Genomic DNA, 12,586 nt, shown 5'->3' on the forward strand with positions numbered 1-12,586 from the left:
CCGCTTGATCGGCGTCCCGGGAGACGGGTGGGCGCTGGACGACGGTGCCACCGGCAACGACAAGGTCGACGCGCCCGGTCGTCCGTCCGACGGGTGGTGGTGTCAGTCGCTCGACCCTGCCGTCACCAACCAGCGCGGCGACGTCGATGCCGACCCGGAAAAGCTGACCATGCGGCTCGAGCAGCTGCGGTTCTGCCGGCGCCCCGACCTGCTGATCGTCATCAGTCAGGAGACCGTCAGTCGAAGAGCATCGCCGGCGGCCCGGGCTCCTCCGGCTCGTCGCGGACCCGGGCCGGAGCCGGATGCTCCGCCCGCCAGCGCCGGCGGCGGCCCTGCGGCAACGCGACGGCAAGGGCGGCGATCACGACCGCGAGCCCGAGCGCGCCGGCCGTGCCGATCAGGGCCCAGCGGCGACTCCCGGCCCAGATGGAGGCGCGGGCAGGCGCCGGGCCGTCGACCGGGCCGATGACCGCCGGCGGCTGCTCGACGACCTGGTCGGTGAGGGCACCTGCCGGATTGACGATCCCGTGGCCGTAGAACTGGCTGCCGGGGCCGCCTGCGGCGGGGACGGCGGTGCCGGTGAGCCTGCGGGTCACCTCCGCGACGGTCGCCCGCGGGATGAAGGCGCGCACGAGAGCGACGACGGCGCTGACGAATCCCGATGCCACGCCCGTACCGTTGACGACCGTGAGACCGGAGGCCCGCTGCAGCGTGAGGATGTTGCCGCCGGGTGCGACGAGGTCGACATACTCGCCGAACTGCGAGCTGTCCACCCGGATGCCACGCTCGTCGACGGCGCCCACGCCGATGACACCGTCGTAGGCGGCCGGGTAGGGGGTCGGGTTCTGCTGGTTGGCGCCGCCGAGGTCACCGACGGCCGCGACGACCACGATCTGCTTGTCGAGGGCCTTCTGCACGGCGGCGCGGACGGCCGGGTCGTCGGTGTAGGTGGGCACGGCCACGTCGATGACGTCGGCGCCGGCGTCGACGGCCGCGTTGATGCCCTTGGCGAGCTGGGCCGCCTGGGCGCCGCCGGTCTGCCGGTCGGCGACGACGCGGACCGGCAGGATGCGGGCGAGCGGTGCGACACCGGTGAAGCCGATGCCGTTGGTCACCTTGCCGACGATGACCCCGGCGACCTGTGTGCCGGTGCCGACGCAGTCGGTGTTGGCGGGTCCGGTGCCGACCACCGCGTCGAGCCCGGCGTCGACCCGGCCGCTGAGCTGCGGGTGGGCGGCGTCGACCCCGGATTCGAGGACAGCGACGGTGACGCCGCCGCCGCGGGTGAGGGCCCAGACACCGCTCGCGCCGAGGTTCTGCTGCGCCCACGGCACGGTGGTGATGTCCTGCCCGGGATCGGTGCACTCGGCCGCCGCCGCGGGGGCCGCGAACGGTACGACCACGGCCACGACGCCGACCAGTGCGACGGCGAGGATCCGGTGCAGCCACATGAGGGACGCGCTCCACATCGTCGTCATTGCGGGGGCGGTGTCCACGGCATCTGGATGAGCCGGCCGCTCTCGCGCCGCGTGAACAGATAGCCCCGCCCGGGCGGCAGGAACTGCGGCCGCATGTTGCCGAAGAGCGGACCCTCCTCCCGGGAGCCGGACATCATGATGCCCGGTGAGGCGAGCTCGCGGATGCGGGTGATGATCGGGTCGAACATCGCGCGCCCGGCGCCACCGATCCGGCGGGTCAGGATGAGGTGCAGGCCGATGTCACGGGCCTGGGGCAGGAACTCGAGCAGCGGCGCCAGGGGGTTGGCCGCGGCGCCGGCGACGAGGTCGTAGTCGTCGACCAGCATGTACAGCTCGGGCCCCTTCCACCAGCTGCGGTTGCGGAGCTGGTCGGGGGTGACCTCCGGCCCGGGGAGCCGTTCGCGCATGACGGTGACGACCTGCTTGACGAGGTCGAGGGTGACCTGCTGGGAGGTGCCGTAGCCGAGGAGGTGCTCGGGGCTGACCGCACCGAGGAGGCTGCGGCGCAGGTCGACGAGCATGATGCGCGCCTCGGACGGCTGGTATGCCTGGGTGATGCTGCGGGCGAGGCCGCGCAGGAAGGCGCTCTTGCCGCACTCGAGGTCGCCGAAGAGCAGCAGGTGCGGGTCGGCGTCGAAGTCGAGGGAGACGGGCAGCAGGTCGTTCTCCGCGATGCCGATCGGGATGCGGCCGCGCACCGGGGCCGGCAGCGACTCGAACGGCAGCTGGTCGGGCAGCAGCCGCACCTTCGGGGCGGGTGCCGAGGTCCAGTAGGCCTGCATGTGCTTGACGAACGCGGAGACCGCGTCGGACAGGTCGTCGACCTGCTGCTGGCCGTCGATCCGGGGCAGGCCGGTGAGGAAGTGGAAGCCGTCGGCGGTGAGGCCGTGGCCGGGTGCCTGCTCGGGGACGTTGACGGCGGCGCGGCGGTTGATCGCCGAGTCGCTGGGGTCGCCGAGGCGCAGCTCGACCTTCGTCGTGAACATGTCGCGGGTCGCGGTGCGGATGTCCATCCAGCGGTTGGTCGAGGCGAGGATGTGGATGCCGTAGCCGAGGCCGCGGTTGGCGATCTCCGACACCATCGGCTCGAGGTCCTCGAACTCGCCGCGGAGGGTCGCCCAGCCGTCGACGACGAGGAACACGTCGCCGAACGGGTCCTCCGCCGCGGGGCCGCCGGTGCGCTGGCTGCGGCGATAGGCGGCGATGCCGTCCATGCCGAGCTTGGCGAACAGCCCGTCGCGGGCCTGCAGCAGCCCGTAGACCTCCGCGACGGTCCGGCGCACGGTGTTGACGTCGCGCCGGTTGGCGATCCCGCCGACGTGCGGCAGGCCGGCGAGGGCGCTGAGGCCGCCGCCGCCGAAGTCGAGGCCGTAGAACTGGACCTCGCGCGGGGTGTGCAGCAGGGCGAGGCTGCTCACGAGGGTCCGCAGGAACGTGGTCTTGCCGGTGACCGGGGCGCCGACGACCATGACGTTGCCGCCGGCGCCGGACAGGTCGAGCCACATCGGGTCGCGCAGCTGCTCGTAGGGCTTGTCGATGATGCCGACGACGCCGTGCAGGCGGCCGTGCAGCGACGCGTCGGCGACGGTCAGGCCGCGCTCGGGCGACTGGACGAGCTGCGGCAGCAGCTGGTCGAGGGTCGGCGGCTCGTCCAGCGGCGGCAGCCACACCTGGTGCGCGGCCGTGCCCTGGCCCTCCATCCGCCGCACGAGGACGTCGAGCAGGGTCTCCCCGACGTGGGTCTCCTCCGGCTCTGGTGCCTCGTCGGCCTGCTCGGTCTCACGCGGCGGCGCGACGTAGGCGGTGGTGAAGTCGCGGACGGCGTCGACGGCCCTCCCGCCGACCGTCGGCAGGGCTCCGTCGCGCCGGTAGGCCCCCGACACGTACGCCGCCTTGAACCGGATCAGCCCCTCCGTGCCGGCCTTCAGGTAGCCGTGGCCGGGTGAGCGCGGCAGCTCGTAGGCGTCGGGGACACCGAGGACGGTGCGGCTCTCCATCGAGGAGAACGTCCGCAGGCCGAGCCGGTAGGACAGGTGCGTCTCCAGGCCGCGCAGGCGGCCCTCCTCGAGGCGCTGCGAGGCGAGGAGCAGGTGCACGCCGAGGGACCGGCCGACCCGCCCGATCTGCACGAACATGTCGATGAAGTCGGGCCTGGCGGTCAGCAGCTCGCTGAACTCGTCGACGATGATGAGCAGGCTCGGCAGCGGCCCGAGCGGGACCCCGGCGGCACGTGCCCGCTCGTAGTCGCGCTGCGACGCGTAGTTGCCGGCCTTGCGCAGCAGCTCCTGGCGGCGTACGAGCTCGCCCTGGATCGCGCCGAGCATGCGGTCGACGAGTGACAGCTCGTCGGCGAGGTTGGTGATGACGGCGCTGGTGTGCGGCAGGCGGTCCAGCGCGGTGAACGTCGCGCCGCCCTTGAAGTCGACGAGGACGAAGTTGAGGATCTCCGGGTTGTGCTTGACGGCCAGGGCGAGCACGAGGGTGCGCAGCAGCTCGCTCTTGCCGGAGCCGGTGGCGCCGACGAGCAGGCCGTGCGGGCCCATGCCGTCCTGCGCGGACTCCTTGATGTCCAGCTCGACCGGGCGGTTGTCGGCGCCCATGCCGATCGGCACGCGCAGCCGGTCGCGGTTGGGCCGGCTGGCCCACGCCTGTGCGAGGTCGAACTCGGCCGGGTCGCCGAGCTCGAGCAGCTCGGCGAGGCCGAGGTCGACGGTGACGGAGGTCGACTCGGCGAAGGAGGCCGCCGACAGCCGCAGCGGTGCGAGCTCCCGCGCGAGCACCTCGGCCTCCGCGGGGTGCAGCCGGTCGGCCTTGCCGATCTGGATGGTGCCGTCCATGGTGGTGCCGGAAACGGCGCCGTCCGCCGCGATGTCCAGCACGACGGTCGTGTCGTCGAGCAGCCGCGGCGGCGGGTTGGACAGGTCGATGATGGTGACGCCGGCGACACCGCCCTCGGTCATGAGGTGGTCGGACCCGGCGGTGGAGCCGCCGTCGATGACGACGACGGTGTGCGGACCGGCGAAGTGCTGCGCGACGGCGGGGTCGAAGCGGGGCCGGTTGGCCAGGACGTCGTCGAGCATGGCCTCCAGGCCGGTGACGCCGGACGTGAAGAGCCGCACCGCACCGACCGCGTCGACCTTGGTGGGGTGGGCGGCGTGCGGCAGCCACTTCACCCACGACCACTGCGGTGCCTGCGCGTCGGCGACGGCGACACCGATCAGCAGGTCGTCGGGCGAGTGGAACGTCACCATCTGGGCCAGCAGCGCGCGGACGAGGTCACGGACGGTCTGCTCGTCGGTGCCGCGGATGTAGACGTGGGAGAAGTCCCGCAGCGCGATCGCGACCGGCAGGTCGGGCACGACGGTGTAGGTCGCGACGAACTTGCGCAGCGCCATCGCGCACAGCGGCTCGAGCTCGTCGACGGGGCGGGTCTGCGGCGGGATGAGCGGGGTGGCGACCTCCTGCGCGCCGAGGCCGATCCTGGCGACGCTGAAGTCGGCGTCGCCGCGGCGGCGTTCCCACAGCCGGGCGCCGGTGACCAGCGACCACAGCACCGACGGGTCGGGGTGGCGGTAGTAGATGGCCTCGCGCTGCTTCTTGATCGTGTCGCGCAGCTGGGCGCGCAGCTGGCTGAGGCGCCGCATGTACTGCCGGCGGGCCTCGATCATCTCCTTCTTGCCCGGCCCGTTGGTCTGCGTGGCCATCATGGCGATCATGCCGAGGATCGAGATGCCGTACATACCGCCGGCGACGTAGACGAGCGGGCCCGAGCGGCCGCTGGCGCCCATCATGAGACCCATCGCCACGGCGCCGGCCGCCATCGGCAGGATCATCAGCATCCGGGTCCACGACTTGCCGGCCGCGTTCGGCACCTCCGGCGGCGGGTCGAGCAGCACGTCCCCGGTCGGCAGCGGCGGCGCGGCACGCCGCGGCGGACGCTTGATGATGACGGACGTCACGTGCTTGCCTCCCCAGTCTGACCAGCGCGACCAATCCTATAGACCACCGTGCGCCCGCACCTCACCGCTCTCGTGCGTGGTGGTGGTCGCGCCCGCGGCGGGGTCCTCAGGCTCCCACAGCAGCAGTGCCTGCACGTCCTGCGCCGGCAGCTCGATCCCGAAGTCGGTGCGCGGGTTGACGGCGAGGGCGGTGCCCTCCGGCCACACACCGAGCAGCAGCACGAACGGCATCGTCACGCTGTGCTCCCGGCCGGTCGCGGAATCGGTGCGGGCCACCGGGAACGCCGCGAAGAACGCCTCCTCCGACGTGAAGACCTCCAGGACCGGCTCCTGCTCCGTCCCGGCGGGCCGCCACCAGTCCTGCAGGTCGAGCAGCTGCTCGGGGTCCTCGACGGCGTGCGCGGTCGGCACGACGACGGTCGAGTCGAGCAGGGTGTCGATGTACGTGCCGGGATCGTTGCGCTCGGCCGCGTCACGCAGGACCGTGTCGGTGTCGAAGACCTGGGTGGCCTGCTCGTCCTCGGCGAACCCGGCGACGATGACCTGGGCGGCGGTCGGCAGCTCGACGTCGCCCTTCGCCGCCGCCCCGACCGCCTCCACGGGCAGATACGCGTCGATCGGATATCCCGGGTTGACCGCCAGCCGCCACTCCGGCTGCGGCCACCGCTCGAGCAGCTCCTGGTAGGTGGTGACCGTGTAGGCGTCGGCGACCCCGGCGACCGAGGCGGTCAGTCCTTCCAGCGACGTGTACACCACCAGGACGGTCTGACCGAACAGCTCCGCGGTGATGAACGTCTGCTCCCCGGTCTCCTCCTGACCGACCTGCGGCAGGTAGAGCTCGGCGGAGGCGATGATGCCGAAGAACGCCTGCTGGTCACCGTCGGCGAGGGCCTTGGCGAGGGCGCGCTCGGTCTCGTTCGCCGGCTCCCACTGCGGAGGCTGCTGGTCAAGGGCGGGGTCGGTCATCGGGTCGCTCCTCCGCTCGCCGGTTGCGGGCCGGTGGGGCGTTTCGCGGCCGGCAGCGCCGCGCCCATCCGGTCCGGGTGCAGCTGTGTCACGTCGGCCGCCGCGGCCGCCGCCCGCAGCGGCTCCGGCGGCTCGCACAGCATCTGCCAGAAAACCTTGAAGTCGTCGGCGCAGTGGTGCAGCAGCCGCTCGCACACGTCTTCGGCGGTGTCGTCGTCCTTGGCCCGCGGGTCGTCGTCGTCGAACCACCACACGGAGCCGGTCGCCTCGCCACGCACCTTCACCGCGATCAGCCCGCCCTGGACGTAGCCGGCCGCGACGTAGTCGGCGGTGAACCGGTCACCGAACCAGGCGTTGGCGTAGAGCAGGTCCTGCAGCGCGTCAGGCCGGGCCACGCCGAACATCGGCTGGTCGGCGACGAACCCGAGACCGACGTGCACGACCGCGACGTGCGGGCCGCCGCCGTTGCTGTCGCGCAGATACTGGCGGTAGTCCGCCGGCAACGCACGGCCGAGGTGCTCCTCCACCTTCGTGAGCGCGTCGTCGGCGACGGTGGCCTCGACCCGGCTCGGCACCGGCCACCGGCCCGGCTCGCCGAGCTGGCGGCGGGTCCGGTCGGTGCGGGCGGTGCTCACGCCGCCGAGGTGCCGGTGCGCGCCGTGCAGCTCGATCGGCACCAGCGCGGCCCGCCGCGGCGCGCCGGGTGTGACGACCGGCAGGTGCGCCCACGTCCAGCCGGCCGGTCCGCCGCCGGCCGGGGCGTCCTCATAGAGCGGGTCGGTGCCGGCGGCCACGCGGTTGGCGGCGAGCACGTCCACGACACGGTTGGCATGGGCGCCGAGGTCGTCACGGACCGGTGGCAGCTGCACGACGGCCCGCGCATACGGCACCCAGTCGGGAAATCCGTGCGCGTCCACGACGATCCCCGCCCGGTAGCGCACCCGCAGCATGGGTGAGCCCGGGTGCAGCACCTGGAACGCATGCCGGCCACCGGCGATCATCGACCGCTCCTTCCCCGTCAGGAGGCATCGAGGCTAAGCTACCGCCGTCGGCCGTCGGCTACCACGGGGAGTTCACGCATGCTACGGGTCGCACCGCCGGTCGCCGCGCTGCTGGTGGCGGCGGGCGCACTGAGCGGCTGCAACACACCGGCGGAGAGCCCGCCGCCGGCGGCGAAGGTGACCCACACGGTGACCTACGAGCTGTTCCACTCCGGCGGTCCCGGATTGAAGATCGTCGGCGCCTACACCGACGAGCGGGGCGCGTCGGTGTCGTTCGACACCCCACAGTCGACCTGGACGAAGCAGGTCGACGTGGTGTATCCGGACGTCACGACCGTGGTCCTCGGCGGCAACGCCGCCCCGGACGGCGACACCCCGATCGGCGCGCAGATCCCGCAGCTGCAGTGCATCTTGTCGGTCGACGGCTCGATCGTCGCCCAGCAGCACTCGCTGAGCCCGCGGTGCGAGGCGAAGCTCACCGGCACCGTCACGACACCGAAGCCCGGCTCGCCCGCGCCGTCGGCATCCCGCTGACCCGTCAGCCTCGCCGCAGCCGCGCCAGGGCGGCCCTGGCCTGATCGGCCGTCGCCGTGGTGACCGGCGGGCACATGAACCCGTAGCGCAGGATGTGCCCGGCGAACGGCGGCTCGGGCAGCAGGTGCTCGCGCTCCAGCCGCTCGGCCAGGGCCGGTGCCCAGATCCACTGGCCGTCGGTGCGGTAGCCGCCGCCGACGGGCGCGCCGGCGCGCAGATACCGCAGATACCGCTGGCGGCGGCCCGGATCGTCCAGGCGCTCACCGCCGGCCTCCCCGGCGAGGACGAACTCCCCCACGGCGTCTCCGTTCGTCACCACGGCGGCGCCAGCGGCACGGCGTCGGCCACCGCCTCGCAGTCCCACGCCGCGGGCGCGCCGTGGGGAGCCTTCGGGATCCGGACGGTCCACCGGCTCACGTCGAGCACCGGCCTGCCGCCGACGACCTCGGTGGTCTGCCGGGACGCGAAGAACGTCAGCTGCGTCGCGTCATCCGTGTCCCGTACCTGCGGCGCCTCCACCTGCGGCAGGTCCGCCTCCGGCGGATGCTCGCCGCGCCACGCGGCCGGATCGGTCACGACCTGTTTGAACCAGCCGCCCGGCCACTGGCACGAGGCGAGCACCTCCGCATACGCCACCGGGTCGAGGTCGCCGGTGACGACGAGCGCACCGAGCGCCGCGACGGTGCCCGGGTCACGCAGGTGCAGGGCCTCGCCGTCGGTGCGCAGCAGGAAGACGTCCTGCGGCGCCGGGCCCTCGACCTCCTGGTCCTCGCGGATCGCCACGACGAGCGCTTCGACCCACGGTGCCGCGCCGACGCGCAGCAGATCGGGCACGACCCGGACGTTGAACAGCCGGTCGCTGGTCTCGACGGCGAGTGCGGGATGCGGCGCGTAGTCCTTGCTCCACACGACGGTCTCGTCGTCGAAGAACACGAACCGCCGCAGGAGATCCAGCAACACCGCACCACTGACCATCGTCCGCCTCGCGTCCGCCCGTCGACTGCCGTGGGCAAGCGTAGCGTGAGTAAGGTCGTCGGCATGGTCCTGCGACTGGCACGCACGAACGTCGAGGCACACCTGTTCATCGAGTTGCACCCGTGTGAGACGTGCGGCGAGACCCGCTTCACCCCGCCGAGCTCCGTCGTGGTCGTCGGTGACGACCTCGCCAGCCGATATGCGGGGCCGTGCCCGCGCTGCGGCACCGAGCGGGAGTTCACGTTCCGCCTGCCGGAGCAGGTGACGCTCCCCGACGAGGAGGAGCCGGCCTTCGGCGTCGACGGCGGCGCGTCGGAGATCATCGACGCGGGTGAGTGGCTGTGGGTGGCCGACCTCATCATCCGCAACACGCCCGCCGAGCCGGACGAGGGGATGACCGCCGAGCAGCGCCGGCAGGCGTTGATCGACCTGCGGATCGCGGCCGCCGCCGTCGGCGAGGCGATCAAGTTCGTCCCGCCGGGCGCCGACGCCGTCCCCGTCCACGCGCTGTGGACCGAGCGCGGGCGGTCGGTGTACGACGCCGAGCCGGGCAGGTTCCGCAAGATCCGGCTCGAAGCGGTCCAGCGGACATACCGGGAGCTCTCCGACGGCTTCGCCGCCCGCTGACCGCGCGATCGGGCTGTCAGGCCGTCAGGGCCAGCAGCGCCTGCCGGCACGCCTCGATGCGCTCCTGCAGGCGTTCGCGGGTGAAGGCGGCCGGATCCGCGGCGTACCTGGCCCGTCCCACCTCCGACGTGAACGCCGAAGCCGGCACCGCGGACGCGTCCGGCGGCACGAACTTCAGCACCTCCTCCACGGCGGCGAGCGCGTCGGAGGCGGCGCTGCGCGCGTCGTCGCGGCGGGGCCCGGACGCGTCCGCGGGGACGGCCGCGTGCCGGGCCGCCCGTTCGCTCATCGCAAGGAACTCGCCCGGGTCGATGATCCGGGACGGTTCCGGTCCCCCGTAGGCCGGCGGCGGCACCGCATCCGGCGCGATCACGAACTCGAACCGGCGGGACGCGCCGCACGACGGGCAGGGCCCTTCGTAGGCCGACCGCGGACCCGGCCCGCGGTCGTGCCGCGACCACGGGAAGTCCCACTCGCCGCACCCCTCACACGGGTGCAGGGCCATGTACAGATGGCACTCGGTCACCGACCGCGCGACCAGCAACGCAACCTCCCTCTGGACCGGCCTCTGGACCGGCCTCTAGACCGGCACGGACTCGGCGACGGTCCGCACCTGCCAGGTGGCCGGGGCGTCGGGCGGTACCGACACCGACCACACCGACACGTCCAGCGTGAACCGCCCGGACAGGTCCGGCACCTGCCGGGCCGCGGCGAACGTCAGCGTCATCGTGCCGCCGGCCAGTCGCACCGACAGCGGTTCGACGTCCGGCAGCGGCGCACCGGCCGGATATCCGCGGCGCCACGCGACCGGGTCGCCGACGACCTCCTTCGCCCAGCTGCCCGGCCACTGCCCGTACACGAGCAGCTCCGCGTACGCCGCCGGCGGCAGGTCACCGGAGAGCACCCGCTCCCCCAGCGCGGCGACCGCACCGGCGTCGGCGAGGCGGACCGCGGTGCCGTCGTGCCGCATGAGCAGGTACTCCCGCGGCGCCGCGCCGTCGAAGTCCTCGTCCTCGCGGGTGACGGCGACGACCGCCGCGACGAAGGACGCCCGCTCGGCCTGCAGCAGCCCGCGCACGACCCGCACCGACAGCCCCCGCTCCGCCGTCGACAGGTCCACGACCGGCGTGTCGGTGCCGTCGCCGACGGCCTTCATCCACTCGATCGTCTCGTCGTCGCGCAGCACGTACCGCCTGGCGAACTCGACGAGCCGGTCAGCACCGATCGTCACCGGTCGTCCTCCGTCCAGTCACGGATCGCGGCGTCCAGCAGGCGCCGCTGCACGAACTGCCCCAGCGGTTCGGTGTCGAACCGCACGGTGCCGACCTGCCGCCCCGGCCGCAGCCGCACCGCCAGCTCGTCGAGCAGGTCCGCGGTGACGGTCGCCACCACGTCCGGCAGCACCACCCAGGCCCGCTGCGGCGACCACCGCGGCACCGGGTCGTCCGGGCCCGGCCGCCACGGCCCGCGCAGGTCCCGCACGTGGTCCCGGACGCCGGCGGCGTGCTCGGCGAGGCCGACGGGGCGCGGGACGTCACCGTCGAAGCGGACGGACGACACCAGGTGCTCGGCCGGGCGCAGCCCTTCGGCGCGTTCCCGCCAGTCCGGGCCGGCACTGCGGTAGAGGCCGCCGAGCAGCTGCGCGGCCGCGTCCGCCGCGTCGAACCGGACGCTGAAGTCGGTGCCGCCGGCCAGCTCCCGCGGGCTCGGTGTGGCCGCCGCGGCGAGGCGCGCGGCCGCTTCGAGGCGGTCGGCGGCGGCCGGCATCGGCAGGCCGGTCGCGAGCGGCCGCGGCCCGCGCAGCGACGGGCGCGGCCGGGGCGGGTGCGGGGCGCCGGTGACCGCGGTGCGCAACGCGGCGGCGAACTGTGCCGCGACAGCGCTCAGCTCACCTCCGGCAGCACCGACCGTCACGGCCGGCCGGCCCGGGGCGAGGCGGCCGGTGAGCTCACGCAGCAGCCCTCCGGCGAGCGTGTGCCACAGCCCGGGCATCGCCACGACCGTGCCCGGGGCGGGTGGCGGCGCCGCGGTGATCCGCTGCTCCCACGCCCGGACCGCGTCCGCGATCCCGACCGGGCGGCCGTCCTCGTCCACTGCGGACGCCAGCTGCCATGCCGGGTCGGCGGTGCCCGGCAGCGTCGTGCGCGGCAGTGCGGTCAGCAGCATCTCAAGCTCCGACCAGCGCCTGCGGCGCTCCTGCGGCCAGTGCGCACGGCCAGCTGCCGGGGCGTGCTCGGTCAGCATCCGCGCCGCCGCGGAGTACACCCGTTCGTAGCGCTCCTGCACGTCAGATCACCCTGCCGGGCCGTCAGGGCTGCCGGGGCTGCCGGGACCGCCGGGCCGCAGCAGCGCCGCGAGTGCGCGGGCGTTGCGCGGGGACAGGGCGGCGTCGTCGAGGTCGGGCAGGAACCAGCCGGCGAACTCCGGGCCGTCGGTGGGGAAGAAGTGCGCGGCGGCGAGCGGCACGAGATCCCGGTGCAGCTCGGCGAGGTCGACCAGGTCGAGCCGGACCGCGTCGGTGACGACCCGGCGCAGCTCCACCTGGTCCGTGTGACCGCGGACGAGGTCCAGGACCGTGCGGTGCGCGACGGTGACCGGAAGCGTGCCATGGACGGTCACCTCGTCCGGGCGCAGCGTCTCGACCAGCACCCGGGTCGCGCGCGGCGCGGGCAGCGGCTCCGGTGCGATGAAGCTGACCCGGCCGAGGCTCGGCGCACCGAGCCGCCACGCCCGGGCCGCGGCCTCGTGCGACAGCACCGCGTCGGCGGTCACATCGCCGCCGGCGCCGGGGCGTTCCCAGGCGAAGACGGCCGGGCGCAGTGCCAGCCAGGCCGCGTAGGGATGCGCGTCGATCGGCGGGGTCGGGCTGCCGCGGACCTCGAACACGTCCCAGTCGACCCGGCTCAGCAGCATCCGGCGGGACAGCTCGGCGCGCGTGGCGGGGTCGACGCCGGCACGTTCCAGCTGCGCGGCCGTCACCAGCCCGCCCTGCCGGCCCGCCACCGCCGTGACCGTCTCGAACGCCCGCTCGACCGTCATGCCCCGC

12 protein-coding genes are annotated in these 12,586 nt (G+C 73.8%); 2 read left to right on the plus strand and 10 right to left on the minus strand.

The genetic code is table 11. The features are described 5' to 3' along the window. Positions 1-236: 236 nt before the first annotated feature. From ACFY3L_RS22410 to ACFY3L_RS22425, 4 genes are read right to left on the minus strand one after another with little or no spacing between them, the layout of a single operon-like run. The gene (locus ACFY3L_RS22410; protein ID WP_389327055.1) at positions 237-1,478 is read right to left on the minus strand and encodes a S8 family serine peptidase; all 1,242 of its coding nucleotides are present in this window, start codon (positions 1,476-1,478) and stop codon (positions 237-239) included. Next, the gene (eccCa, locus tag ACFY3L_RS22415; protein WP_389327058.1) at positions 1,475-5,437 is read right to left on the minus strand and encodes a type VII secretion protein EccCa; all 3,963 of its coding nucleotides are present in this window, start codon (positions 5,435-5,437) and stop codon (positions 1,475-1,477) included. Before eccCa ends, ACFY3L_RS22410 begins: the two co-directional genes overlap by 4 nt. A gap of 36 nt (positions 5,438-5,473) precedes the next feature. Beyond that, the gene (locus ACFY3L_RS22420) at positions 5,474-6,403 is read right to left on the minus strand and encodes an SseB family protein (protein WP_389327060.1); all 930 of its coding nucleotides are present in this window, start codon (positions 6,401-6,403) and stop codon (positions 5,474-5,476) included. Beyond that, positions 6,400-7,404, minus strand: a complete 1,005-nt coding sequence (locus tag ACFY3L_RS22425) for an SMI1/KNR4 family protein (RefSeq protein WP_389327063.1) — start codon at positions 7,402-7,404, stop codon at positions 6,400-6,402. The genes ACFY3L_RS22420 and ACFY3L_RS22425 overlap by 4 nt, the downstream gene beginning before the upstream one ends. 78 nt (positions 7,405-7,482) lie before the next feature. Here ACFY3L_RS22425 and ACFY3L_RS22430 point away from each other — a divergent pair, with 78 nt between their 5' ends. After that, on the plus strand, positions 7,483-7,938 hold the full coding sequence (locus ACFY3L_RS22430) for a hypothetical protein (RefSeq protein ID WP_389327066.1): 456 nt from the start codon (positions 7,483-7,485) through the stop codon (positions 7,936-7,938). A gap of 4 nt (positions 7,939-7,942) precedes the next feature. On the opposite strand, the gene ACFY3L_RS22435 is transcribed toward ACFY3L_RS22430, so the two are convergent. Then, entirely contained in the window at positions 7,943-8,236 is a 294-nt protein-coding gene (locus tag ACFY3L_RS22435) for a hypothetical protein (RefSeq protein ID WP_389327069.1), read from the minus strand. A 14-nt stretch (positions 8,237-8,250) separates the two neighbouring features. Continuing rightward, complete coding sequence (locus ACFY3L_RS22440) at positions 8,251-8,898, minus strand: hypothetical protein (RefSeq protein ID WP_389327072.1); 648 nt, start codon at positions 8,896-8,898, stop codon at positions 8,251-8,253. A 78-nt stretch (positions 8,899-8,976) separates the two neighbouring features. Between ACFY3L_RS22440 and ACFY3L_RS22445 the strand changes: the two genes are divergently transcribed. Beyond that, positions 8,977-9,540, plus strand: a complete 564-nt coding sequence (locus ACFY3L_RS22445) for a hypothetical protein (protein ID WP_389327075.1) — start codon at positions 8,977-8,979, stop codon at positions 9,538-9,540. A gap of 16 nt (positions 9,541-9,556) precedes the next feature. Here ACFY3L_RS22445 and ACFY3L_RS22450 read toward each other — a convergent pair whose 3' ends face one another. Genes ACFY3L_RS22450 through ACFY3L_RS22465 form a run of 4 tightly spaced genes read right to left on the minus strand, consistent with a single transcriptional unit; the run spans position 9,557 to position 12,579 of the window. Further along, positions 9,557-10,084 carry a hypothetical protein gene (locus ACFY3L_RS22450; RefSeq protein ID WP_389327077.1) on the minus strand — a complete coding sequence of 176 codons (528 nt, stop codon included), beginning with the start codon at positions 10,082-10,084 and terminating at the stop codon, positions 9,557-9,559. 36 nt (positions 10,085-10,120) lie between these two features. Beyond that, positions 10,121-10,771 (minus strand): hypothetical protein, encoded by a 651-nt coding sequence (locus tag ACFY3L_RS22455; protein ID WP_389327080.1) that lies wholly within the window; start codon positions 10,769-10,771, stop codon positions 10,121-10,123. After that, positions 10,768-11,826, minus strand: a complete 1,059-nt coding sequence (locus ACFY3L_RS22460) for a hypothetical protein (protein ID WP_389327083.1) — start codon at positions 11,824-11,826, stop codon at positions 10,768-10,770. The genes ACFY3L_RS22455 and ACFY3L_RS22460 overlap by 4 nt, the downstream gene beginning before the upstream one ends. Positions 11,827-11,832: 6 nt before the next feature. Beyond that, complete coding sequence (locus ACFY3L_RS22465) at positions 11,833-12,579, minus strand: hypothetical protein (protein ID WP_389327086.1); 747 nt, start codon at positions 12,577-12,579, stop codon at positions 11,833-11,835. Positions 12,580-12,586 lie beyond the last annotated feature (7 nt).

The sequence above is a fragment of the Dactylosporangium sp. NPDC000521 genome (genome assembly GCF_042898305.1).
Classification (GTDB): domain Bacteria; phylum Actinomycetota; class Actinomycetes; order Mycobacteriales; family Micromonosporaceae; genus Dactylosporangium.

Excerpts from the sequence above, each read along its gene's own strand:
- ACFY3L_RS22410 (WP_389327055.1), bottom strand. The coding sequence starts at position 1,478 with ATGACGACGATGTGGAGCGCGTCCCTCATGTGGCTGCACCGGATCCTC.
- ACFY3L_RS22420 (WP_389327060.1), bottom strand. The coding sequence starts at position 6,403 with ATGACCGACCCCGCCCTTGACCAGCAGCCTCCGCAGTGGGAGCCGGCG.
- ACFY3L_RS22425 (WP_389327063.1), bottom strand. The coding sequence starts at position 7,404 with ATGATCGCCGGTGGCCGGCATGCGTTCCAGGTGCTGCACCCGGGCTCA.
- ACFY3L_RS22430 (WP_389327066.1), top strand. The coding sequence starts at position 7,483 with ATGCTACGGGTCGCACCGCCGGTCGCCGCGCTGCTGGTGGCGGCGGGC.
- ACFY3L_RS22445 (WP_389327075.1), top strand. The coding sequence starts at position 8,977 with ATGGTCCTGCGACTGGCACGCACGAACGTCGAGGCACACCTGTTCATC.
- ACFY3L_RS22465 (WP_389327086.1), bottom strand. The coding sequence starts at position 12,579 with ATGACGGTCGAGCGGGCGTTCGAGACGGTCACGGCGGTGGCGGGCCGG.